Source organism: Rapidithrix thailandica (assembly GCF_039710355.1).
GTDB classification, from domain to species: Bacteria; Bacteroidota; Bacteroidia; order Cytophagales; family Flammeovirgaceae; genus Rapidithrix; species Rapidithrix thailandica.
In genome coordinates, this window is record NZ_JBDKWZ010000004.1 from 416,877 (window position 1) to 440,112 (window position 23,236).

The 23,236-nt window shown below is 42.8% G+C and carries 18 protein-coding genes; 3 read left to right on the plus strand and 15 right to left on the minus strand.

Annotation, left to right across the window (positions count from 1 at the left end):
- Positions 1-118: 118 nt before the first annotated feature.
- The 4 genes from AAG747_RS09310 to AAG747_RS09325 are packed head-to-tail and all read right to left on the minus strand — an operon-like array spanning position 119 to position 5,177.
- Positions 119-532, minus strand: coding sequence for a hypothetical protein (locus AAG747_RS09310; RefSeq protein ID WP_346820890.1), 414 nt, complete (start codon positions 530-532; stop codon positions 119-121).
- Positions 533-567: 35 nt separating this feature from the next.
- On the minus strand, positions 568-1,329 hold the full coding sequence (locus AAG747_RS09315) for a family 16 glycosylhydrolase (RefSeq protein ID WP_346820891.1): 762 nt from the start codon (positions 1,327-1,329) through the stop codon (positions 568-570).
- 52 nt (positions 1,330-1,381) lie between these two features.
- Entirely contained in the window at positions 1,382-4,213 is a 2,832-nt protein-coding gene (locus tag AAG747_RS09320) for a hypothetical protein (protein WP_346820892.1), read from the minus strand.
- 43 nt (positions 4,214-4,256) lie between these two features.
- Entirely contained in the window at positions 4,257-5,177 is a 921-nt protein-coding gene (locus AAG747_RS09325) for a hypothetical protein (RefSeq protein ID WP_346820893.1), read from the minus strand.
- Positions 5,178-6,395: 1,218 nt separating this feature from the next.
- On the opposite strand from AAG747_RS09325, the gene AAG747_RS09330 reads away from it, so the two are divergent.
- Positions 6,396-6,581: a hypothetical protein gene (locus tag AAG747_RS09330; protein WP_346820894.1), complete on the plus strand. Its 186-nt coding sequence runs from the start codon at positions 6,396-6,398 to the stop codon at positions 6,579-6,581.
- 462 nt (positions 6,582-7,043) lie between these two features.
- The gene (locus AAG747_RS09335; protein ID WP_346820895.1) at positions 7,044-7,217 is read left to right on the plus strand and encodes a hypothetical protein; all 174 of its coding nucleotides are present in this window, start codon (positions 7,044-7,046) and stop codon (positions 7,215-7,217) included.
- 99 nt (positions 7,218-7,316) lie between these two features.
- Here the strand turns inward: AAG747_RS09335 and AAG747_RS09340 are convergent, their stop codons facing one another.
- The 9 genes from AAG747_RS09340 to AAG747_RS09380 all read right to left on the minus strand — a co-directional run bounded on the left by AAG747_RS09340 (position 7,317) and on the right by AAG747_RS09380 (position 19,942).
- Positions 7,317-7,760 carry a YHS domain-containing (seleno)protein gene (locus AAG747_RS09340; protein WP_346820896.1) on the minus strand — a complete coding sequence of 148 codons (444 nt, stop codon included), beginning with the start codon at positions 7,758-7,760 and terminating at the stop codon, positions 7,317-7,319.
- Positions 7,761-7,928: 168 nt separating this feature from the next.
- Positions 7,929-9,008, minus strand: coding sequence for a mandelate racemase/muconate lactonizing enzyme family protein (locus AAG747_RS09345; RefSeq protein ID WP_346820897.1), 1,080 nt, complete (start codon positions 9,006-9,008; stop codon positions 7,929-7,931).
- Between the two features lie 110 nt (positions 9,009-9,118).
- The gene (locus AAG747_RS09350; RefSeq protein WP_346820898.1) at positions 9,119-10,228 is read right to left on the minus strand and encodes an N-acetyltransferase DgcN family protein; all 1,110 of its coding nucleotides are present in this window, start codon (positions 10,226-10,228) and stop codon (positions 9,119-9,121) included.
- Positions 10,215-12,833, minus strand: coding sequence for a serine hydrolase (locus AAG747_RS09355; RefSeq protein WP_346820899.1), 2,619 nt, complete (start codon positions 12,831-12,833; stop codon positions 10,215-10,217). Before AAG747_RS09355 ends, AAG747_RS09350 begins: the two co-directional genes overlap by 14 nt.
- A gap of 75 nt (positions 12,834-12,908) precedes the next feature.
- The gene (locus tag AAG747_RS09360; RefSeq protein ID WP_346820900.1) at positions 12,909-13,592 is read right to left on the minus strand and encodes a peptidoglycan recognition protein family protein; all 684 of its coding nucleotides are present in this window, start codon (positions 13,590-13,592) and stop codon (positions 12,909-12,911) included.
- On the minus strand, positions 13,589-14,644 hold the full coding sequence (locus AAG747_RS09365; RefSeq protein WP_346820901.1) for a S66 peptidase family protein: 1,056 nt from the start codon (positions 14,642-14,644) through the stop codon (positions 13,589-13,591). The genes AAG747_RS09360 and AAG747_RS09365 overlap by 4 nt, the downstream gene beginning before the upstream one ends.
- Positions 14,645-14,771: 127 nt before the next feature.
- Positions 14,772-15,215, minus strand: coding sequence for a hypothetical protein (locus AAG747_RS09370; RefSeq protein ID WP_346820902.1), 444 nt, complete (start codon positions 15,213-15,215; stop codon positions 14,772-14,774).
- Positions 15,216-15,402: 187 nt separating this feature from the next.
- Positions 15,403-16,857: a SusD/RagB family nutrient-binding outer membrane lipoprotein gene (locus AAG747_RS09375; RefSeq protein WP_346820903.1), complete on the minus strand. Its 1,455-nt coding sequence runs from the start codon at positions 16,855-16,857 to the stop codon at positions 15,403-15,405.
- A gap of 19 nt (positions 16,858-16,876) precedes the next feature.
- Positions 16,877-19,942, minus strand: coding sequence for a SusC/RagA family TonB-linked outer membrane protein (locus AAG747_RS09380; RefSeq protein WP_346820904.1), 3,066 nt, complete (start codon positions 19,940-19,942; stop codon positions 16,877-16,879).
- Positions 19,943-20,232: 290 nt separating this feature from the next.
- Here AAG747_RS09380 and AAG747_RS09385 point away from each other — a divergent pair, with 290 nt between their 5' ends.
- The gene (locus AAG747_RS09385; protein WP_346820905.1) at positions 20,233-21,231 is read left to right on the plus strand and encodes a hypothetical protein; all 999 of its coding nucleotides are present in this window, start codon (positions 20,233-20,235) and stop codon (positions 21,229-21,231) included.
- Positions 21,232-21,340: 109 nt separating this feature from the next.
- Here AAG747_RS09385 and hemB read toward each other — a convergent pair whose 3' ends face one another.
- Together hemB and AAG747_RS09395 are read right to left on the minus strand one after the other, a co-directional pair.
- The gene (hemB, locus tag AAG747_RS09390) at positions 21,341-22,318 is read right to left on the minus strand and encodes a porphobilinogen synthase (RefSeq protein WP_346820906.1); all 978 of its coding nucleotides are present in this window, start codon (positions 22,316-22,318) and stop codon (positions 21,341-21,343) included.
- Between the two features lie 140 nt (positions 22,319-22,458).
- Positions 22,459-23,211: an ABC transporter ATP-binding protein gene (locus AAG747_RS09395; protein WP_346820907.1), complete on the minus strand. Its 753-nt coding sequence runs from the start codon at positions 23,209-23,211 to the stop codon at positions 22,459-22,461.
- Between the last annotated feature and the right edge of the window lie 25 nt (positions 23,212-23,236).

The following is a 23,236-nucleotide window of genomic DNA, read 5'->3' on the forward strand; positions in this document are numbered from 1 at the left end:
AGCTGGTTTTTTGCGTCATCCCAAATAAGTGTTTTGTCTTTTCATCGGAAAGAACAGAGTGTTCCACTCCTTCGTCAAACAGAAATATTCCTGCATTAAACATATTCCGCAAATGAGGCTAGTAGGGCTTTTCCAAATCCGCTGCGGAAAAACTGTGATCCCTGTTCACGAAAACCGATTGACTACCTTGTTTCCAGCCTTTTAATTGCAGGGAATCTTTTTGCATAAGCTTTCTTAAAAGCCCCATAGGCAGTACTACGGCCAGGTAAATCAAGGTCAATAAAACTCTGGACATAACCGCTCCCAAAATATTGGATAAGCTAAACCAAACGATCGCTACGGGATAAAATATTTTGGGAAGAATCATATCGACCAGGAGGAGCACCAGAGCAACTTGAAGACCATACGATTGTTTGAAAAACAGCACGGCAATCAAGGCAAGCAGCACCATGGCCATGCCCGTATCTTTACATTGCTCTTTGGTAACGGTTCGGGGTATAAGATCTCCGAGTTTCAACATTAACTTTTTCATGATTTTTCGTTTTTGTTTTGTTAAATTTTCTTTTTCTATTTTGAAGAAAGGGGCTTGTAGCGCACCCATTCGTATTCTACATGGGAGGGTAAATGTTCAGACCGGAGCCTTCCCAGCCAGGTTGTTCCCCAAGGGGCCGCAAGCGTATCGATGGCCCAGTGGTTGACCCGGATTTGCAGAGAATCCCGGGGCACCATCCGGGTTTCCGTATACACTTTTTGCCGGTCTACCCACCAACTGATTTCTTCCGGTCGCCATTCGATGCTGTACTCATGAAAATCTTCTGTCGAATCAAAACCCAAATCATGCACATGAGCATATTCCTCCTTTTTACCGGGAGCTGTGTAGTGATGAATGGTAAACTGCACCAAAGAAGGGTTCTTTCCCAAAAACTCAATGTCGATTTCCTGATGCTTCCAGTCTTCTTTTTTCCAGCGGTTGATCAAAAAAAAGGAACTGACCGTGCCGGGTTGAATGGAATTTTTCAAGCGTACACTGAAGCGGCCGTATTTGAAGTATTGCTTGGTGCCTAAACCCCCTCCCAGAAAGTTTTTGCCAGTGAGATTGACCGGAGTATGTTTCCGGTCGACAGTGATTTTTAATTTCGAATTGCTTGCCTGTACCATTTCTTTTTTCATATCACAGGCATTGATATCAAAACTATGGATTTGAATATCCCATAGATTCTCATCCAATGAAGTGAAGTCATCCAAAAAGGTAGAGGTATCACTTAGAATTAGTGTACAATAAATCAGTATAGCCAACAAAACGGCCCCAGTGAAAGCATATATCTTCATACTATTTATCAGAGTCGGAATGATTCGAAATTTAAATTCTCCGGTTGGGTAATCAGGAGTTTACAGCTTTTTTAGGTTCCCGGTGCAGGTTGTAATACAATCCAATGCCCATGGAAGCCAGTAAATTGGTGAAATAGAGTGCGATCAAAATAAAATAGATGAAACTGATGGCGCCTGTGATTTTAGGAAGTAATAAAATCAAATAGGCAGTGCTCAGCAATAGTACCAATGCCGAAACCGGCTTCTGCAATTTGTGGTACATTGCATTTGGAAAATGCTTGGTAAATGACTGCTCTCTACCCGGACGATGGCGTAATACAAAAAGACCTGTGAGAAAGCTGATAACATTAAACCCCGACCAGAAAGATACCAGCCCGAATCCCGAATGCAACCAGGAAAGGAAACAGGTAATTCCGTTCAAGGCAAGTAAAAAAGCAATGCCTGTATATTCGTTCAAGCGAAAAACCCTGCTTTTGTTGGCATGCCATTTTTTGGTTTTTCCATAAAACATGCCTGCAAAGTATCCCCAACAAGAAGCCAGTATGGTGAAGTTTTCCATAAACATGATCCGGAATGGAGACCAAGAAAACCGTTTCATGATCAATTGAAAATGCAATAGATTGTAGAGAATCATTAAAAATGAAAAGCTGATAACCATCCAGTTTAGGCCTTTTAATTGGGACAACTGACTACCGCCTACTTCCATCGTTTCGAACAAATAGAATAAAAACGGAGTGCAGAACAAGGTCAGGATTAAGAATTTGTTGGCTACGGTTACGGGTAAAAACAATAATAAACGCAAGGTTTGCATTTTGGTAAACACCTGGGTTTTTCCATTTAAAAGCCCCCTGAAAAGAATGGGTAAAAACAAATGCAAATACAAGTGAATTCCCCCCTGATGCCAACGAATCAATTGTTTGCCTTTTCCGGCTAAATCAACTCCTTCCCCGATGCACAGAACCTGTTCGCTGAGTTGTCCGGGTTTCCGTTTTCTCATTTTTTTGACGGGCAACATATTTTCTTCTTGCAGGTAAGCCAGGTAGCCTTGCCCAAAATCCTCCGAAGCATTATCAATCAGAAATCCTCCCGTGTCCGTGACAGAAGAAATGCCGTTGTCGAAGCAAAACATGGTTGCTGTGCCACGGGGAAATACATAGGTGCGGGGTTGGTTTCTGCCCGAAGTATTTTCAAAATAGTGCATTAATTCCGCATCGGCCCTTTCGGCATTGCTGCAATTGATTTTATAAATGCCTTCCAGTGCTTGAGGACTTTGAAAATAGTCTAATTGATGTTCCTCAATTTGCTGGTGCATCAACAAAGCCGATTCCGGAAAGGTAAAATAATCATCGTCCAAGGTCAGGTAATACTCAATGCCTGTGCAGTTGATTGTATTGCAAATGGCCCGGTTTTGATTTCCCGCTTTCAAATGCCTGCGGGCATGAATACGGTAATGGTTAAACCCCATTTCGATACACATATTCCGTTCTTCTTTTACCACCTCTTCCCGTGAAGAAGAACTGGAAATATTGCAAACCAACTGTTGGGCTGACCAATGGATATGCCGGTTGATAGACATCTTTTTTCGCACTGTCTGGCAATTGGCGTTGTGGATATGATGCGCTACGACCAGGCGGGGCAAGTCATGCTGAACTTCCCTTCCGGAAAAACGAAACAAGTCTTTCCCATTTGGTTTGCGAACAGCATAAAATGGTCCTATTTCCTCGAATAAAGCAACAACATGATCTCTTTGTGGCGCTTTTGGAAATTCTTCCCTATAAAGCCGGGCTAACAATTTTACCTCATATTGTAAGGCGATAAAATAGGGGTGGTTGGTTTGACTGGCAAATTTTTCCACTGAGATATTTGCAAAGTCTTCCTCGTTGATTTGCTCCGCATATTTTTGCTCCAGTTCCCCTCTTAAGGCCCTCAATGCTCTTTTCAAACGAAGGAGTTCTTCCGGAGAGAAAGAAGTTCTCTTGTCGGCCTGGTTCCATAGCCGGATATATGCTTTCAAGACATTGGAAGAGGAGGAGGGAGGAACTTGTATCGTCAGGTACTCCTGATAATAGTCATTACAGATATGAACACTTTCTTCTCTTTTTTTCCGGGCTTTTTGCATAATCTGTCCGGGCGGGCAGTATTGCTTTTGCAGCGTAATCAGTTTTGCCAATGCATCGATGGCTGCGAGAAGTTCTGGCGGATTGACTTCGGGAAGTTCCGTAGAAACCTCCAATTGTTGAACCAGTGTTTTACATTGCTTTTGGATCTGTTGCCATACTTCCGGAGAAAAGAATACGGATATTTTTTCCACAAGACTCCCGGTACCCAAAAACCAGGCAAGTACCAGGTGGCTGGCCATCTCCCCTCCGTTAAAAGTGACCAGGTCTTTGCCTTCTATACGAATCAGGTAATTGATTAAAGAAAATTTAAAGAAGTCCAGGTATTCATATTTCCGTAAGGCTTCTTCGTCTTCAGATTCATTGACCAAATTGCCTTTGGCAAAGCCGGGGATACGAAGTGCCGCAAGCCGGATACACGCCAATTCCGTGATCAAAAGTTTGTAAGCCGGTAGTTGAGTGAACTCGGCCTGTTGACAGGCTTCTTGATAGATGCTGTGTAAAAGCTCCATCTCTTGGCTGTCAAAGGGCTTGGCATAGCCTTTTAAATCGCAAACGCCATAAGAAAAATTTAAACCGTAGCGCAGGCGATCAGGGTATTTTTTGAAAAAGGATGCCAATCGGTTTTTTTGCTTTTTCGCTTTGTCCTCAATAGCTTTAGCGGAATAGGTGTATTTTTCTTTTCCCCAAATCCCCCAATTGGCTGAAAGGTGTTGGCCTAACTTTTCCAAAGAAAAATGAAAAGGACTTACCTCTTGTACTAACATAGTTTAACGTGGTTGTTGAGTGTTGATATGTTTAATGTTTTCTTCAAAGTTGATAGGTGAACCCCAAGCGAAAACTCCCTTCCCAGAAGCTTGCGGGTGAGGCCCCCCGGTTCCGGGAAAAGCGGTTTTCACCGGCCCAGTTACCGTAAGTACAACTGATTTTGAACGGTCGCCAGTCGGCAAAGCCAAATCCGTAAGTGAAATCCGGGTCCCAGGAAAATTGTGTTCCGGACCGGGGGTAGTAGTAGACTTTTGCTTCCAGGTAGATATGTTTGAAACAGATGTACCGAAAACCCAATCCACTGATTGCTTTGCCTTCGCTTAAGCCTCCTTTTTGCTGGCCTATTGCATTCAGGTAGTGAATGGCATACTGGACAAACAATTCCATCGACAGACTTGCAGAAGGATCTGTTTTAAGCCAGTCAAACCAGCTTGAAGGTAATTTTGGCCGGTAGTTGACAAAAAAACTGCCCCGGCTCAAGCTTTCTGTAAACCCTTTGATTCCCTCCCGGTATTTTTTGATTTCGGTATTAAAATATCCATAACTCCATGAGCCCGGCGAATAACTGTATTTGCCTAATGCATACGTATATTCCGAATTAATCCAAGGAGCATTAATATTGGGATTTATAGGAAAATTGAATCCCAGACGTATATAAAAGTCTTTCTCTTTGAGAAGTTGATAATTTGCCGAAAGTGCAAGAACATGGTTGATACGGTATCTTTCATTTTCAAAATCAAGGTTCCCTTGGTTCGATTCATAGTCTTTAACCTTGCCAAAGTTATAAGCAATATCGCCTTTCAGCCTTTTGTTTGACAGTTGAAGTTGGCTTGAATCCGACTGGTTTTCCATCCGCATTACATCCTGAATATTCAGCAACTGTTGTGCTCTTAAAGGACTCATTAATAGCATTAAAAAGCATAACAGAGCACTGAGTATGTATACTAAAATCGATAGTTTCATAGAGGAATTTGAGTTAAATTCAGGTAATAACGTGCCACAGCTTGCGAAGCGAAATCTTCTTCGAAGCAGAGACAAAAACATTTGATTTCAGATAATTATATCTTTAGAAAAAGAAGTAAGCAGTCTTTTGCTCATTAACAAAAGAGCATACCTCTCCCCGTTGGATTTTAATAAAACACTAAAATCCATTGGTCTAAAAACCCGAAAGGATATACCTTGCCCAAGCTTGTCAATTTCAAGAAATGACAAGTAAGCATCCCTGCTCCCAATTATATCCCAGAGAGAGTTTAGAATGAATTATCTGTAAATCAAGTTAATAAAGTTAAGTTGGCTGTTGATAAGGTAAATTATGATGTGTGACCTCGCTATAATAAGTAGCGACTTATCCAATTGTGATTAGAATAGCGACTCAACAATGGTACAGCGTTAGCTGCCATTGCGTAGTAAACTTCAAAAAGTAATGTCAATTAGTAGCAAGTAGTAAATTTGTTAATTTTGGATGCCATGTGCTTAGCATTTTTTTTCATTTTCACTTAATTTACTTGCTATAAAACCTGCCTTCTCCAACAAGTTTTATCCATAGAATGGAATGGTGGTTTTTCGAAATTTTTAAGGCTTATTTCATGTGTTATTCATCAAAATAAGCATTACCATGAAATGCTTATATCGAAACATGTGGCAATAGTATAAAGTCTTAGCGAAATTTCAAACAACTCTTTGGAAAAAAAAATTAAAGAATCAGGTATGTACATTGTCAGAAGGAGCATTTTTGGGGAATTGAAAATACCGGAAATAGTTGATTTACAAGAGTGAATACGGTCGGATTTCAAGCTGAAAAGATGGTTTTTTACCTGGTAATTTTTTTTCTTGGATCAGCTGCTTTTTTTATGGAGAGAATGATTTTTAACTACCAAATTATTATTACTGTAAAAAATGTTCCAATCTAACAGATCGGGATAATATTGAATTCGGAAAGCTTTTAAGAAGAATCTTTTAAAAATACCCATATTATAATCGTGATTATTCCTTGGATTTATGTAATTTTTCAATTGGGTAGAAACAAACTTTTGTGTTCGTGAGGAGGAGATTAGAAGGGAGACAATTAAGCTGATGTTTGAGTGATTGTCAATTGTTTTTCCTCAGTAAATCTTGACCCAATAAGCTGTTTTGACGATGATCGAAAAATGGATGCATTTATTAGGATTAATGAAATTTAGAATGAAAGAATACATTGGATTGTGCTTTGTATGTTTCAATCGTTCGGATTATTTGCCCAACTCCACACCATTGACCTTAAAGGGAAAGAAAAGTAACGTAATTCATTTACAATATAAATTAGCACAGAATCATGATGAAGCCACTGAACACTTGGAGGCAGAGTTGGTAAGGTTTAGAGGGAAATAATGAAAACTAAACAACGATGTTCACTTTTTTGTACAAACACCTTTATCAATTTTATCTGCCAAGCACTATGTATCATAGTATTTTGGAGATGGAAAATGTTGTGGAGTCCAAAACAGTAATTAAATTCTTAAATAAAAAAGGTTTTTCTTTTCATGAAAAAGAAATCACTGTAAAAAAAATAGCGGAGTTTTTGTATTTCGTTACAGTGAAATTCAAAAAGAAAAATGAAAAGGCTAATTTCATCACTTTTTTAAATCAAGATAAGAGCATGTTTAAATTTCATCCTTTGGGTCAAAAACTCCCATTTCAGGAACCTCAGTGCGTCATTTTTTTGTCAAATAGCTCCACTATTCTTCGCAAAAATGATCTTCTGAGAGCCCTAAAATGAGAATTTTTATCATCAAAAACGAATTTTAAACATGCTCTAAAGAGTTATTCCCTCCTTGGAAGGTTTTTCCTAATATGTTTCAAGGTTCGCCTAGGTGGAATCAAGGGGTTGAAGAAGACTATGCAATTTTCAACTGGCGGCCTTATTGGAAACGTTTGGATGATAAACAAAAAGAAAAGTATAAATTAAAGTATGCTTGCCCGGCAGAATGGTCGGAATGGCTACAAGAAAATAAAAGTACGTTGTAAAAAGTTGAAAAGGTTGTTTGACTATCGCGATAGCCAAACAACCTTTTCGTAAGTAAACATTCATGTTAAAAAACGGGACAAAGTTCACTGTTGGGATTTTTATTTCTTCAATACCTTGGGCCAGTTTTGACGGGCACTCTTAATGTATTCCGTTTGCTTCTCCTGCCACTGTTCTTTTACCTTTAAATTATAATTCAAATACAACTTCCCCTCTACGATTTTCCAGGCATCTCCTTCACTTTTGGCCGTATATCCGTTGGCTACGGCATAGGCGCAATAGCCTCCGAATTGCGGGGCGTATTTTTCCGGATCTTGTGTAAAAGCGTCCAAATTTTCTTTGCTGGAAAAGTACCAGGTAGCTCCATTCCATTGCTCGGAATATGTATGGTTTCCTTTTACTGCTTTGTGTTGTTTGAAATAAGCGACTGGGTCATATCCATCAATAGCTCCTTTTTTCGTGGCAAAGACTTCTGCTTTTTGTGCACAGGCACTGAAGGCGAAAAGCACCGCGGCTATTGATAAATAAATTCGAAGGGTTTTCATACGTAATTTACATTTAAGCAGTTGATAAATGATTTGTTTCTTCAAAACTACTTGACCCTATGAATTGTACTTGTCAGCGGCAGGACAAACGGAGGAATTTAAGAACATAAAAACCCTTGAAGGATGGTAAAGGCTTCAAGGGTTCATAGTTTTAGGGCTCTTTGCCGGTTAACTGCTTACCGGTAACAGCTCTACACCCAAGCCCGCTTTGTCGCAGATTTCCATATAGCCGTCTTTTAACAGAAAGCCTCCGGATACCACATCTTCTACCAGATCGAGGCTGCCGTCCAGATCGATGTATTTGGTACGGGTGCTGGATAAGGCCGCATGCAAAGCCGCGGTGATGCTGATGGCACTTTCGTCATTACATCCCCACATCAGATCGATGCCTGAAGCTTCGGCTATTTGGGCGATTTGTAGGCCCGGGTACACACCTCCCGATTTCATCAGTTTGATATTGAAAATACCACTGGCCCTGGGCGGTGCCGCCAGGGCAAAAGCATTGGCCGGAGACTTCAGGCATTCGTCTGCTGCGATCAAATCTTTGATAGGATCCGGCAAGCCTTTTAATAAAGCGATATCCCCGGAAGGGGTAGGTTGTTCGATCAATTCGATCGCATGCATTTTGGTTTTTTCATAAAAACGGATGGTCTTTTCCCGGTCATACCCCTGGTTGGCATCCACCCGTATTTTGAAGTGTTGGCCGAATTTCTCCCGGAGCTTGGCCATCCGTTCGATGTCTTCTTCTACATCGTTTCCGGTTTTTACCTTCAAAATTTTAAACCCCATATCATAATATTCCTGGGCTTCTTCTAAAGTTTCCGCTACGTTTTTGATACCGATGGTCACCGAGGTGGCCAGACCTTTGATCTTTTGCCCCAAGAAACGTGCTAACGGCACATCCAGCCATTTGGAAAAGACATCGTGCAAAGCAATGTCCACGGCTGCGCGGGCGGCCGGGGTTTTGGGGAAATTCGCTTGAACCTCTTTAAGCAAAGCGTAAAAATCACGAATGTCCCGGCCGACAAGAAAGTCCAGGTTTTCCTGGGAAAGCGCTTGGCTACTATCGCTCAAGGATTCTCCGACTACTTGCTCACTGGGGTTGCCTGCCCCCAAGCCAAACAGTCCGTTTTCCAAATTAATTTTCACAAAAATACTGGAGACATTGTCAACGGTTTTAAAGGCAATCGTATAAGGCCGGGTGTTACCCAGTTCCTTGATCCACACGTCTATGGATTGAATTTTCATAAGTTTTCTGTTTTTGTTGTTTTGTTAGAGTGGCTGAAATTTGCGTTTCGGTTTCTTTGTGTTAGTCACCTTGTAATGGTAGACGGAGAATGTTTTCCTCCAATTCTATCTTATTCATTGATTGCTGACTTTACTCCGGTCAGTTGTTCATTGACAATTTTTACCAAGCCTTCCAGGCCGTCTTCCATCGGGCAAATGACATCGATATTGCCTCGCTGTTGATAATCGGCCTTGTATTCTTGAATTTGTTCGCTGTTCATTCGGCCGGTATTTAAAGTAATGGCCCAGGTAGGAGCTCCCAGTTTTTTGATCAAGTCTACTTCGTCAATCACATCGTGAATTGTAGCCGGGTAAGCTTCCAGGTTGCTGTATTTTTCCCGGACAGGGTGGTGTTGCAAGATGACGCCATCCAGACGGCCGGAAATGATAAATTCTCCTCCGCATGGCCCGCTGGGGTTGCGCAAACTGGCTTGTCCTTCTACCAAGATGACATCCGGTTGTTGTTCTTTCCAGCAAGTGTAAATGGCGTGTTCCAATTCACCGGGAATAAAATCATTGGGGGTCGCATCCAGTACAAAACCGTACTTACCTCCTTGCAGCCAGCCCGTTTGTCCGGTAAAGATCATTTCCGATTTGATACCGGCTTCAGTTAAGGCTTGGTTCAGTAACTTGGCGGTAGTGCGCTTTCCGGTAGAACAGTCGGTTCCCAAAACGCCTATTTTCAAGCAGGGAACCTCCAGGATTTTCCCACTCCAGAAGTGTAAGTCCGCAAAGGATTTAGGCTTGCGAATATCATAAATAAAAGCCTCGCCCTTTTCAGCTGCTTTTTGAAACCGCTCCATTTCCGACAAAGGCTGATGCAAGCCATTCACCAGGTTGATTCCTTGCAAAAGAGCTTCTTCGACCAAGGGATAAAGACTCTCAGGCAAAACCCCGCCTTTGGTAGCCATACCGATGACGGCAAATTCCGGTTTTTGACCGGTGCTTTCTATCAAAGAAGAAATACGCTCTACCACTGGGATATTCCGGCTCTTTCCATCCAGCAGATGGCCGGCATCCTTTCCGGCCGATTTTGCATCAATGACTCCGATGATCTCGAAGCGCTTGGACTCTCTGATTAAACCATGGGCTGTTTTGGCATGAACCGTGTCAAAAAGTCCACCGGTGATGATGCAGGCCGTTCCTCCCAACTCCTGCGCTGAAATATTATTCTGTTTCATGAGCTTTGTTAATCTCTTTGGTCCAGTGATGTATTTTACCTTTTAGTATTGTGAAATGAATCTGTTGGTCTTTCAACAAAAGAAGAGCTGCCTTGTCGCCTACTTCCATTTTTACAGTATCAAGTGTAAAGTCCGCATTGACCAGCTGCAAGGGAAAACTATGAGCCTGTTCCGTAGGGGATAGTTGGTGTAGTCGTAAGGTAGTATAGCCTTCTTTGAGCCATTGCAGGGCTTGCTCCCGGCTGATTTTATCGATCGAATCCAATATTTCAGGATACAATTTTCCCACTTGTAACGTATACCCGGTTGCATCCAACTCCTGATAACCATAGTAGGTAGACAAGTCACCCTTATCGGCAATGGAAGAAGAGGCTTCACCGAAGAGGCCGAGGTCGGTACGGAAGTTATGCCCGTTAAGAGAAGTCGAAGCGTTACGGATCAGGATGTCGAAGAACTTACGATCGTTGTCCGGAATGCTGTAGTATTGGTCCAGGTTGTATTTTTGATACGATTGGTCGGCAATGGTTTTCAAGGCTTGCAGGATGCCTACGAAATTCATTTTGACCAATTCGCGTTTTTCCGGGTCGCCTATTTTTCCTCCTGACTCAATCAGGATGGTGCTGGTTCCCCACTTTTGAATGTTATCGCCAAAGGCTCGGGGCTCAAAACTGTCGTTGTATTTTCCCACATGACCGGGCATATACTGTTGGATCACTTCATTCATCGATACAATCACCTTCATGGCATTGCCTCTTACCTCATTTACCTCTTTTTCATAATTATAAGCCGGGGCCAAAAAGGAGATGGAGGCAGTTTTGCCGGTACGGTATACATTGTAATGTTTGCTTTGATCGTGCAGATTAAAGCCAAACTGAGGGTTGTAGGTGTCTCTGGCTTTTTTCAAGATGACGGCTTCCGGTGCTTGCAAGCGAAGGGCATCCCGGTTCAAATCAAAGGAAAGAGCATTTCTCCGTTGGAAGCGTTCGGCCCCGTCCGGGTTCAGCATCGGAATAATGTAAAGGGTTGTTTTGGAGAGAATTTCTTCTTTCTCCTTCTGCATAAAATCCTTTGTTCTCAAAAAATTGAAAATCTCGAACAGAGCCCGGGTGGCTGTAGGTTCATCCCCGTGCATTTGCGACCATAGCATTACCTTTACCGGACCGGTACCGACTTTGATCAGGTTGACCGGGCGGCCTTCCACAGAATGTCCCAAGGTGCTTACTTCGAATGCCGGATCGTCCTTTAAATCCTCTATCAAGGGCTCGATGTCTTTTCGCTTGATTCGCTGAAAATTGAGCGATTTCTGATGGTAGTGTGCGTAGTTTTGATAAAGATTTTCATGAAACTCCTCACTGACTTTTACGATCTTATCATACTCTACTTTAAACTTGTTCAGATCAGGGTGGTGGGTTCTGGTACGTTTTAATTCATAGTCGTAGATTAATTGCCCCAGATTTTTCATAAAGGGAAGCGCTATTTCCTCGTACTCGTAACGATCATCGTTGAATACCTGATTTTCGTTGGTATGGATCACCGCTGAGAGCATAAACTCTACCTTGTTTTTAAAGTCTACGACATAGGCATTGTCAATGGAATAGCCGTAGGCATTGCCCAGCTTGTTAAAGATGCGGATATGTTTGGGCAATGGTTCTTTGCTATTGCCGTAAAGCAGCGGTTTGGCATAAGCATCGTGATAGGTTTCCGGGTCATAAGAAGGGTAGCTGCTTTCACCCGGCAATTGTGACATGTATTGGTACAAAAAGCGGTAATCTTCCGGGGCTAGATCAAAGCGCTGGTGTGCAGGCACTGATTCCGGGAACAAAACGGCTTTGAGTATGGCTTGCATTTCGGCCAAGGGCATTTTGTTTTTATGGGTAAAATCCATAGGCTTTTTGACCAGCTCCCCGTCTTTCATAAAGCCTTTTCCCTTCTTTACTTTTTTGCGATTGGCCAATGCCTGATCATTGTATACCAACGGTTGACGATACACTTCTTTGCCGTTTTCCACAAAGCGAACCGGGTTGGTATAGCGGTTTTCTTTTTCACTGGCATGGACCGAAAGCCGGTGGATAATGTCGGTTTGGGCAAAGCCTTTCTCCTTTAAGGCCCGGTTAATTTCCGCCTGGCCGACAAACTCATACAAGCGGTTGTAGGCTTCGTTATCGCTGACTAATAAGATTTGTTTGATATAATGTGCGATATTGGGTTGTCCGGATTGGGAGGTAGGGTCTTGATGTACGGCTATTTGTCCATGGTAAGCGCTATCCGTCAGCATAGTACTGTATTTATCCAATCCTTCCACTTGAAGTTTGTTCAGCTTTTCCAGCGCCAATAAAGCTACGGGTAATTTTACCGTACTTGCCGGGTAGAAATAGTGTTCGGGGCTCACATTGAAATAATGCGAAGTAAAGGAAGGTTTGTTTTCCGCATCCCGGTCAATTTGGGTGTAGATAATTTGTACCTCGTATTTTTTGTGTTTTTTTAAAATTTCTCCGAATACATCCGGTTGGGATTGCATCAAGTTTTCGAGCAGTTGATTTTCCTGTTGTGAAAAGGCAAGGCTTCCCATCATGATACAAAGAATTGCTAAGGCTGTGGTTCTCATTTTCTACTTGTTTGTTTTATAGAGAGCGTTGGTAAATCGCTACCGGTACCTTCCGCCAGGTCGCGAGTCGTTATTTTACTTTTTCCTGTTCTCCGGTGCTTTTTTCAAATCAGTGTCTTTCAATTCCTCATGTAAGCGATGGATAAATTCCTCTCCCACATCGGTTTTGTGCGTCAAATAATCGGGATCGGTTTCTTTCCAGAGTGGATGACCGACAAAGCGGGTATATTGATCGTGCCCGATTAAGTATTCCAAATCGTATTTTTTACTCAGGTACTTGACTAATTGGAGGTTGGCCCGGTATTGTTCTTCCGTTAGGGGAAGTTGGTCGCCATCCGCTACATTTTCGATACCAATGGCACAATGGTTCAAGCCGATCACATGGCGGGCAAAGGTGGTTTCGGGTAGTAACTGGTAAATCGTGCCATCCCGGTCAATTAGGAAATGTGCGGATACATTCAAGGCGCTTGCTGATTGGATTCCGGATCTGGCAGAAGGCAAGCGAACCGGGTTGAAGGCTTGGAAAGATTCTTCCAAGGTAGGAATCACCGTCCAATGGATGACGATCATTTTCGGATCGATAAGGGCTTTATCCATATCCATTCCATGCCGTTGTTTGAGATATTCCAAGGAAAGTTGTTCCCGCTCCTGATCCCACTGAATAGGGCGTTGATGAATGACAGGCTCTTGTTGACAAGCCATGATCAAAAGAGTGATAAGTGTAAATACCGTAAGTGGGAATTTTTTGTTCCGGATCATTGTACCGCTGCTTGTAAGAGTTCGATAGTTCCTTTATCGGCATTGATGCGGGCCTCAATTCCTACCGGAATAGTGAATTTTTCACTGATATGTCCAATCATGGCACCGCTAAAAGCCGGGATATTCAAGGGTTTGATATGGTCGTCTATTACTTCTTCCAAGGTGAGGGATCCGTATCCTTTGCCAGGGGAACAACGGGTACATTTGCCAAATACAAAGCCCTTTAATTCAGATAGAATGCCGGCCAGTTTAAGATGAGAAAACATCCGGTCCATCCGGTAGATTTCTTCTCCGATATCCTCCAGAAATAAAATTTTCCCTTTCCAGTCGGGTAAATAGCCCGTGCCGATCAAGTCGCTGAGCACCGCCAGGTTTCCTCCAGCCAGGATACCGGTGGCTTCACCGGTGTGGATGGTCCGGATTCTATTTTCGGTTTGCACCAGCTCTCCTTCTTTTTTTTCTGGGTTTTTTAAACAAACCGTTTCTCCGTCCATCAACAGGCGTTTGAAATAACCGTAACTAAAAGCATTCCAACTGGAAGTCGCTACGGGACCATGGAAAGTGATCAAACCCGTTTTGGTGTAGATAGCCAATAGTAAGGCGGTGATATCGCTGTATCCGACAAAGACTTTCGGATTTTTTGCGATGGTTTTGTAGTCGAGTTTGTCCAGAATACGGGCCGCTCCCGAACCTCCCCGCAAGCAGATAATCCCATGGATGTCAGGATCCGCAAACATACTGTTGATTTCTTCGGCCCGTTCGGTGTCTGTTCCAGCCAAATGTCCGTAACGTCCTTGCGCGGAAGTGCTGAGTTTTACCTGAAACCCCATCGCTTGAAGTGCCTCTATGGCCACCTGATAGGGCTCTTTTTCGTATACGGCCCCTGAAGGACTGACAATCCCGATCGTTTGCCCGGCTTGTAAGCGCTGAGGAAGTAGCGGTTTCTTTTGTATACCGGAGGGGGAAGGAAAGTCCGTTGCGTAAGCTCCTAAAGGAGCCAAGGCCGCTGCCATAGTCAATTGTTGTAGAAATTTTCGCCTTAGTATAGTCATTGTATTGTGTGAAAAAACGGTATTGAATGTCCGGGAATCCAGACTTTTGTATTGAAATGCGTCAAGGGTTGAGGGCATAAGAGGTTGGAGGTTTTATTTCCCTCCAACCATGATAAAGTATATTTCTCTATTTGACTTTAAAGGTTCTTGCGCTGTTATCTGTCAGTGTATTTTCATTTATGACCTCGGCGTCCAGCGTGATTTCCGTATTTTGGTCGATTACAGGAACTTCGTAATACAATACCAAGGTATCCTGAGATTTTACCTTCGAAAAGGCCGGTTGGTACGGGTTGGTTGAAAGCAAGGTAGTGTCGGTATCGTCTTCAGTCGTGATAATTTCATAGAGTTTGATTTCCTTAATCGGATCGTCGGAAAAGAACTCTAATTCAACCGTTACTTTTTCTCCGGAGAGATATTCTGACTGAATTTCATTCATGTAAATATTTGGAAAGGACCTTCCCGTATCGGTGATATTGTCCTCCAAAAAGTTGTCTTCTTCATAGCAAGAAAACAATCCTAAGGCCATTACGGCTAACCCTAAGAAGTTACGAAATTTTATGTTTTTATTCATTGTAATTTACCTTTTTAAACAGCGGTGAATATTACCGGTTGAATTTTTTCTTGAACAGATTCTATTCATACTTAGAGAATCACCGGAAGTACATTTCTTTTAACCTGAAGTAATGAAATGATACCCGCCCAGTCACCAAATGTCACCGGACGGGATAGCCGGCTATGCACTTTTTTTCCAGCTGGAGTTACTGGTCTCTCCACATTCTGCTGCCAATCTCTTTGGTGTTTTTATCTACCTCTCCACTGTTGCGGCTTAATTCGTCAAAAGGATAAGACGCTCTTTGGAGGAAGTTTCCGTTTAAGTCAGGATTGTGATTTTCCGGAAGCGTCATACTGTGAAATACATCCGGATTGTAGTTATACCTTCTCACATCGATCCATGCCTCAGGATGTAAAAACAAGGCAATGTATTTTTCTTTCATTATCAATTCCAACGTTAAGTTAGCGGCTCCTACCGCTACATTCGGATCTGCCAGATAGGCATTCACTTCGGCTTCTTCCACACCAAGTTTTTGCATATGGGCCGTAATACCTTCCAGGTATGCCTCATACGCTTGTTGAGGAGCCCCTACGGAAGTAGTCGTTCCACCATTAGCTAAGAAAGCAGCCTCTGCTTCAATAAATTTCATTTCGGCATAAGTCACCATCATGATGGGCGCCTCGGAAGAAGCGTACCAGGTGTCTACGGTAAGGTTGGTAGTGCTACCGCTACCCGATCCGTTTATCATACCGGAGTAATTGTCATTACCGCCTTTGTCAGCAATAATGGGCAAACGAGGATCTACCACGGTGTAATAGTCTCCATTGAGGCATTTGATAAACTGAGCCGAATGCGTGATGGTGTAGTTACCTGTCTTGATGGGAAGTCCTACTTGTGAATGCCAAGGGTTTAGATTCCGGCTATTGTAAATTAATTCAAAGTCATTCTCAATACCATCAATGGCATTCTCCAGTTCCGTCAATGCCATTGTTGCATAACTATCACCTTTATTAGCCAAATGAATGGCATATCGAGCCTTGAGGGCATAGGCTACTTTTTCCCACTTACTTAGATCTCCTTTATAGATCAGGTCGTCATCGCTAGGCGAAAACACAGAAGTAGCTGCCTGTAAGTTGGGAATAGCCGCGTCTAATAAGCTGTTCACCCTATTATATATCTCTTCTTGAGCTTGATAAGCAGGTTTTAAAATTTCAGGACCTTTAAAAGCCTCGTCAAAAGGAATATTTTCCCATAAGTCGGTTGCCATTCCCAGATTCAAAGCCATTAACACCTGAGCCACCCCCGCATAATGAGGGGAACCGTTTTCCTCTGCCAACTTCACCATTTGGTCGGCATTGGTAAGGGCTCTTAAGTAAATACCCGTCCAAGCCGAATTGATCCGGGTGATTTCGTGTATATCGGCCCCGGAAGCAAAATAGCTGGCCGTATGTTGCGCAATTTGGGAGGTGGAATAAGCAATCCGGTAATGGTTGTCCCCGGATTCTTTAATCACGGTGGGCAATAATGCATCAAGTTTAATTAAATCTGGAGTAGCCCGGTAAGGATCCGTATTAGTGTCTCCACCTAAAAACGAATCACAGCCTACTAACAGAATCATTAATCCTATTAAACTGAATGATATATTAAATAGTTTTTTCATAAGTATTCCAGATTAAGGGCTAGAAAGTAACATTTAAGCTAAGGGTATAGCTGCGTGTTTGAGGAATGACCAAGCCGGCAAACCCGAAGGCATTACTACCCGCACCGAATTGAGAAGCCTCAGGATCGTAGCCTCGATAAGGAGTGTTTAAGTACAAGTTGTTGCCTGTAAGACTTACCCGCGCACTTTGCATTTTTAGTTTTTCAATCCACTGTTTAGGTAAATTATAAGACAGGTTAACATTTCGGATTCTGAACCAAGAAGCATCTTGTAATATTACTTCAGAAGCGGAGTTGTACCGGCTATAACTTCGATAAAGGTTCTCACCATTGATTTCTACCGGTTTGGTGTTGGGCTCTCCGGTTTCTGTGACGCCTTTGAAAATGACTTCCCGGTAACGCAATTCGGTTTCTTTTAACACTCCGTTACGGATTCCGTTGCGAAGGCCCATATCGAAAAGATCCCCCCCTTGTTTTAACTCTAGTAATACAGACAAGGTAAAGTTCTTATAAGAAATAGAGTTGTTTAAGCCCGCAGTCCAATCAGGGATCGCATTGCCAACTTTAACATATTCTTCCGTATTTACACTTGGTAATCCATTTTTGTCGATAATCAATTGGCCTTGTTGATTCCGGTTGAATTTGTGTCCATACAAATCACCCACTTTTCCTCCTTTTACAATTTTATTTTGGATATAGGTTCCGTCAAAAAAGACAATTTCTTCCAAGCCTTCGGGCATAGAAAGTATTTCGCCTTCGGTTTTAGAAAAATTAAGGGATGACGACCAGTTAAAATTGTTAGAACGGATCACCTCACCTGTGATTAAAAGCTCAATTCCTTTATTTTCAATTTCTCCGGCATTGGTAATGTATCTGGATAATCCGGTTGTATTACTGACAGGAAGTCGTATGATCTGATCCTTACTTCTTTGTTGAAAGTAGGTAGCATCGATGCCCAAGCGGTTATTGAAAAATTTTAATTCCGCACCAAACTCAATGGCTGAAGTGCGTTCCGGACGGAGTCTATCAGAACCATAAGTATCATCTTTTCTAAAACCATTAATACTTTCAAAAGGGAAGCCAGGGGAGGGTTCGTAATAGTAACCTAATAGATAAGGATCCGTATCTTTTCCTACTTCCGCATATGAGAGTCTAACTTTTCCATATGAGAAGAAGTTACTCTGTAAGTTCATATGTTCACTGAAGAGATATCCTAAACTGACAGAAGGATAAAAGAAAGAGCGGTTTTCTTTAGGAAGGGTAGAGGACCAGTCGTTTCTACCGGTAAGGTTTAAGAAAAGAAAATCCCTGTATTCAAATTTGACATCGGCAAATAAACCCACCAAACGTCTAAGGCTTCCATTGATTTTTGTGAAGTAATTCGTAGTGTTTCCAATAGATTTGAAGTTATTTAATGTAAACCCTTCTCCTCTGACATTGAGAGATTCGGACCATGTTTCAGTAATAGCATTTCCCGCAGTTACGGTCATATTCAAATCTTCGTTGAATTCGGCAAAAGCCGTAAGCAAGAGGTTGGAGTTGATTTCCCTTGCTTGTATCTTATTTTCAATGGTAAAACCTTTTACTTGACGTCCTACATCTGCATCTGCAGGAACTATTCGCCTACGTTTATCCGTATATTGATCTATACCCACTTTGTAGTCCAGTTTCAGCCAGTTGGTAAAACGGGCATTGAGTCCAACATTGGCAATTACCCGGTTTACTTCGTCTTCCAAGTTGGCAAATTCGGCCAAGTAGCGAGGGTTGTCCGTAATTCCATCCGAATAATCAACTTGAGTGCCATCTATTGGGTTGACGTAGTTATCTGTGCCATAGGTGGTGGTATAGTAAGAGAGTGCGCTCATGATGGATTTGTCTCCTCCATTCGGCCGGACACCCTGCGAGTTGATATACTGCATGGATCCGGTAACTTCCAGATCATCGCTGAATTTCGTTGAACCGTTTAATTTGATGGAAGTACGGTTCCACTCACTGTTGGGGGCAATCCCGTTTTGATCCAAACGCGATACAGAGGTATAATAGGTAGAGTTGTCATTTCCACCGGAAATACTTAAGGAGTTGTCCAGGCGGTGGCCGGTCTCCCAAAACTCTTTCATATTGTTGATTACCGGGTCGTATTGCGAAACTTTTGGCCCGAAAGTTTGGAACCTCAAGGGGCTACCGTCACTGTTAAAACGAAGCCTTCCGAAACGCCCTTCCCTGTATTTGCTTTGTACTTCAGGTGTTTTGCCTACTTGGTCCCAGCTATACGAAGAGCTGAAATTGATCCGGGCTTTCCCTGCTTTTCCTCTTTTGGTTGTGATGACCACCACACCGTTTGCTCCGCGCAATCCGTACAAGGCGGTGGCAGAAGGTCCTTTCAAAATGTTAACGGACTCAATATCGGAAGGGTTGATATCTACTGCCCGGTTGGAAAAAGAAAACTGCTCCGAGCTACCCGCCGAGTTAGAACCCGAACTTGGCAACATGCTTCCTGCATTGGTACTGTTGTCGATCGGAATTCCGTCTATCACAAAGAGCGGTTGGTTTGAAGCTGATGGGTCCAGAGAAGTAATCCCCCGGATGATGATATTGGTACCGGCCCCAGGTGTTCCTCCCGAGCTGGTGATATTCACCCCTGCCACTTTTCCTTGCATAGCGTCCAGAAAGTTGGCTTGTTTGGCTTCTTGCAAGTCTTCCGAAGAAAAGCTCTGTACGGAATAACCCAGCGATTTTTTTTCTTCTTGCCGGCCAAAGGAGGTGACTACGATTTCTTCCAATTGAGTCACATTTTCCACTAAAACCACATCAATGACCGAGCGCTGGCCAATCTGCTCTTCCATATCCATATACCCTATAGAGGAAAAGGTTAAGGATACGGCATCTTCAGGTACTTGTAAGGTGTATTTACCTTCCCCGGTAGTAATTGTACCTTTTGTTGTCCCTGTTACCACAATGGATACCCCGGGTATGGGCTCTCCTGTTTCGTTCGTAACGGTTCCTTTCACCACCTTGTTCTGTGCCCAGGACAGGGTGCTCCAAAGACAAAGCGTTACGAACCAACATGTCGTAAAAACTTTCTTCATAAGATTAGGTTGAGATTATGCTTGATGAATGTTTTTGCTAGTTTACAGAGGTCAAACCATTCCAAAAAAAGGTCATTCTTTCGCTCGAAAAGAGGGCTATTTGTTGAAAATCAACTATTTTTAAGAAGTTAAAAGGTCAAATCCTGGTCAAATCTGTTTCTTTACTTTGTTATTCGCCTTTGAACAAGATCAGATCAGGACCCGGAGCATTTAAAGATTTGTCAGTTTGCCATGAAGAGAAGGGCAAATTTGCTTTCCCAAGCCTATAACCAAATAACTATACTACGACTATGCTTTCTGAGAAAATTAAGAATGCCATTGAGGAATCGGAGGTAATCCGGCAAAGTGTTGATTTGAAACGCTATGGCAACGACTGGACCTCTTTTACCCGAACTACTTTCAACCATATTGCCCGGGTGATCAATGCTGAAGTATCCCGGCAAATTCTGAAAAAACCGTATTTATTGCAAGAGTTTTTATTGTTTGGTAACGATGAGCTGGACAGTATCCTTTTCACGTACAAGCTCGAAGACATTTCGGAATTTAAAGAATATTTGAAGAAAAGAAATCCCCAACGCCCTCACAATTGGATCAGTGGCAAGACACTGTACAGCTATTGGCACGGTGGCAATCCCAAGAGCCGTAAAATCAATGTGTTGCTCACATTTTTGCAAATAGAACCCCAGCTTTGGGACAAGTGGAAAAAAGCCGGTTTGTCAACCGTCAAGCAACAAATCAGTAAGGATTTGCAATTGTTGAAACAGCATTATTTGGGACATTACTTCCGCTACTATCAAAAGAGTGACAACAGTCCGGTTATGTTGAAAACCCCTTTTATCATCCGGGAAGACCCATGGGATGTGGTAGTGGTAGAGATGAAAACCATCGGGCATCAATACCGAAGCTCAGCCATAGCCCTGCGGGATAGTGCTTTGTACATAGATTGTGAGAACTTGAATTGGGACGATAAAGAAAGTTTTGTGTTTAATATCGGTTTTGACCCCCATCCGGAAGTGTTGGTAGGCGTTTCCAATACGCTCAATCGCAGGAGGCAAACCATCGCCTTGAAAAATGTATTGGTCCGGCAACCGAAGGTGTATGATTTCCAGGCAGCACAAGGTCTGGAGATTCCCTTTGACGCAGATTTGTCAATAGAGAGTGTGGACTATCAGATATTGCACTATTTTAAAAGTAATACCCATAATTTAATGATGATGCCTTATTGCAGTCATGTGGAGGAATTATCGCAATTGGGCAGGTATATGGCTTTGACAAGTCCAGGGGGATAACTAAAGCAGATAAGCCACAGTGATTTGTAAAAAAAATAATGCTGCCGGATGAGTTGAAAAATACAAAAAAGAACCGGGTAATGATTAACTTCTTTACCCGGTTCTTTTATTAAGCTTCTTTGGCTTCTTGAAGAGCAAACTCTTTGGCAAAGTAGGTCAGGATTACTTTGGCGCCTGCCCGTTTTAAAGAAATTAAGGTTTCGTTCATGATTTGCTGGCCGTCTAACCATCCTTTTTGATGAGCTGCCTTCACCATGGAATACTCTCCGCTGACGTTGTATGCGGCAATAGGCAATTCAAAATTTTCATTTAACAATTGGATGATGTCCAAGTAAGACAGGGCGGGTTTTACCATGAGAAAGTCAGCCCCCTCAACCATATCCAGTTCCGCTTCGATCAATGCCTCGCGAGAATTCGCCGGGTTCATCTGGTAAGTCTTCTTGTCACCGGCTTTCGGAGCTGAATCCAAGGCATCGCGGAAAGGCCCGTAGTAGGCACTGGCATATTTTGCCGTATACGACATGATAGAGACGTTGGGGAAATTGTTGATGTCCAGGGCTTCCCGCATATGGGCCACTCTGCCGTCCATCATGTCCGAAGGACCTAGAATATCGGCTCCGGCCTGGGCTTGTGCCAAGGCCATGTTGCTCAATACCTCCAGGGTCGGGTCGTTGAGAATTTCTCCGTTTTCAAATATACCGTCATGTCCGTCAGAGCTGTAAGGGTCCATAGCGATGTCCGTCATGATACAGCATTCCGGAAACGTCTCTTTTACCTTGGCAATGGCATTGAGGTACATGCTCCCTTCCCTGTAGGCTTCTGAAGCATATTTATCTTTCAGGCTATCGTCAATGCTAGGGAACAAGTCGAAGGTTCTCAGGCCCAATTCCATACAAGAATCAATCTCTTTTAAAAGTTGATCAGTCGAATAGCGGTAAATGCCGGGCATAGAGGCTACTTCGATTTTTTTATTTTGACCATCGATTACAAACAAGGGAAAAATCAAATCCTGTACCCGGACTTGGTTTTCCTGAACCATCTCTCTGATTGCCGCAGTTTTCCGGTTCCTTCTGGGTCTTCTAAACATGTCAGTTACGTTTTGTTGTTGTATATAATTAAGGTAAATGAGTCAGGGCAGTAGGAGGAGGGGTGATCATTGCTTACACTTCTCTCGATTTGCCAGTACACATGATTGCATACCAGCCTCTGGCTTATACCTTATTTTGTTTATTGTTTATTAAATTCCATCATCAGTTTGTTGGAAAAGATAAAATCGCGAAGCTCTTGGCAATCTGTATGCAGTATATTGGTATTACTGCCTTCCCAAAGTTTATAACCCTTATGCAGGAAAATAATGTTTTGTCCGATTTCCATCACGGAGTTCATATCATGGGAAACCACTACGGTAGTCAAGTTAAATTCATGGGTAATTTCCTGGATCAGGTTGTCGATGCGGATGGCGGTGATGGGATCCAGTCCTGAGTTGGGCTCATCACAAAAGAGGTATTGTGAGTTAAGCACGATGGCCCGGGCAATGCCCACTCGCTTTTTCATTCCCCCACTGAGTTCGGAAGGCATTTTTTGTCCGGCATTCTCCAAGCCCACCCGGTTCAGGCAAAAATACACCCGGTCTTTCTTTTCATTAGCCGACATTTTTTCACCTTGGATGTTCAGAGGGAACATCACATTCTCTTCCACCGTCATGGAGTCAAACAGTGCGCTGCCTTGGAACAACATGCCGATTTCACTCCGGATTTTTTTCTGTTCTTCCCGGTTAGATTGATAAAAGTCCCTGCTGTTGTAGAGCACCTTGCCCTTTTCGGGCGGAACCAATCCTACAATACATTTGAGCAACACACTTTTCCCCGTACCACTGGCACCAATGATCATATTGGTTTTTCCCTGCTCAAACACAGCACTTATCCCATACAAAATCTGCTTGTCGTTGAAGGATTTCTCTATGTTTTGTATCTCAATCATGAGTGTTGGGTCTTTTAATGATAGA

Bases quoted from the DNA above. Each gene is read 5' to 3' on its own strand.
- AAG747_RS09375 (WP_346820903.1), bottom strand. From the start codon at position 16,857: ATGAAAAAACTATTTAATATATCATTCAGTTTAATAGGATTAATGATT.
- AAG747_RS09340 (WP_346820896.1), bottom strand. From the start codon at position 7,760: ATGAAAACCCTTCGAATTTATTTATCAATAGCCGCGGTGCTTTTCGCC.
- AAG747_RS09365 (WP_346820901.1), bottom strand. From the start codon at position 14,644: ATGACTATACTAAGGCGAAAATTTCTACAACAATTGACTATGGCAGCG.
- AAG747_RS09345 (WP_346820897.1), bottom strand. From the start codon at position 9,008: ATGAAAATTCAATCCATAGACGTGTGGATCAAGGAACTGGGTAACACC.
- AAG747_RS09360 (WP_346820900.1), bottom strand. From the start codon at position 13,592: ATGATCCGGAACAAAAAATTCCCACTTACGGTATTTACACTTATCACT.
- AAG747_RS09325 (WP_346820893.1), bottom strand. From the start codon at position 5,177: ATGAAACTATCGATTTTAGTATACATACTCAGTGCTCTGTTATGCTTT.
- AAG747_RS09315 (WP_346820891.1), bottom strand. From the start codon at position 1,329: ATGAAGATATATGCTTTCACTGGGGCCGTTTTGTTGGCTATACTGATT.
- AAG747_RS09385 (WP_346820905.1), top strand. From the start codon at position 20,233: ATGCTTTCTGAGAAAATTAAGAATGCCATTGAGGAATCGGAGGTAATC.
- AAG747_RS09320 (WP_346820892.1), bottom strand. From the start codon at position 4,213: ATGTTAGTACAAGAGGTAAGTCCTTTTCATTTTTCTTTGGAAAAGTTA.
- AAG747_RS09395 (WP_346820907.1), bottom strand. From the start codon at position 23,211: ATGATTGAGATACAAAACATAGAGAAATCCTTCAACGACAAGCAGATT.
- AAG747_RS09335 (WP_346820895.1), top strand. From the start codon at position 7,044: ATGTTTCAAGGTTCGCCTAGGTGGAATCAAGGGGTTGAAGAAGACTAT.
- AAG747_RS09380 (WP_346820904.1), bottom strand. From the start codon at position 19,942: ATGAAGAAAGTTTTTACGACATGTTGGTTCGTAACGCTTTGTCTTTGG.
- AAG747_RS09350 (WP_346820898.1), bottom strand. From the start codon at position 10,228: ATGAAACAGAATAATATTTCAGCGCAGGAGTTGGGAGGAACGGCCTGC.
- AAG747_RS09355 (WP_346820899.1), bottom strand. From the start codon at position 12,833: ATGAGAACCACAGCCTTAGCAATTCTTTGTATCATGATGGGAAGCCTT.
- AAG747_RS09310 (WP_346820890.1), bottom strand. From the start codon at position 532: ATGAAAAAGTTAATGTTGAAACTCGGAGATCTTATACCCCGAACCGTT.
- hemB (WP_346820906.1), bottom strand. From the start codon at position 22,318: ATGTTTAGAAGACCCAGAAGGAACCGGAAAACTGCGGCAATCAGAGAG.
- AAG747_RS09370 (WP_346820902.1), bottom strand. From the start codon at position 15,215: ATGAATAAAAACATAAAATTTCGTAACTTCTTAGGGTTAGCCGTAATG.
- AAG747_RS09330 (WP_346820894.1), top strand. From the start codon at position 6,396: ATGAAAGAATACATTGGATTGTGCTTTGTATGTTTCAATCGTTCGGAT.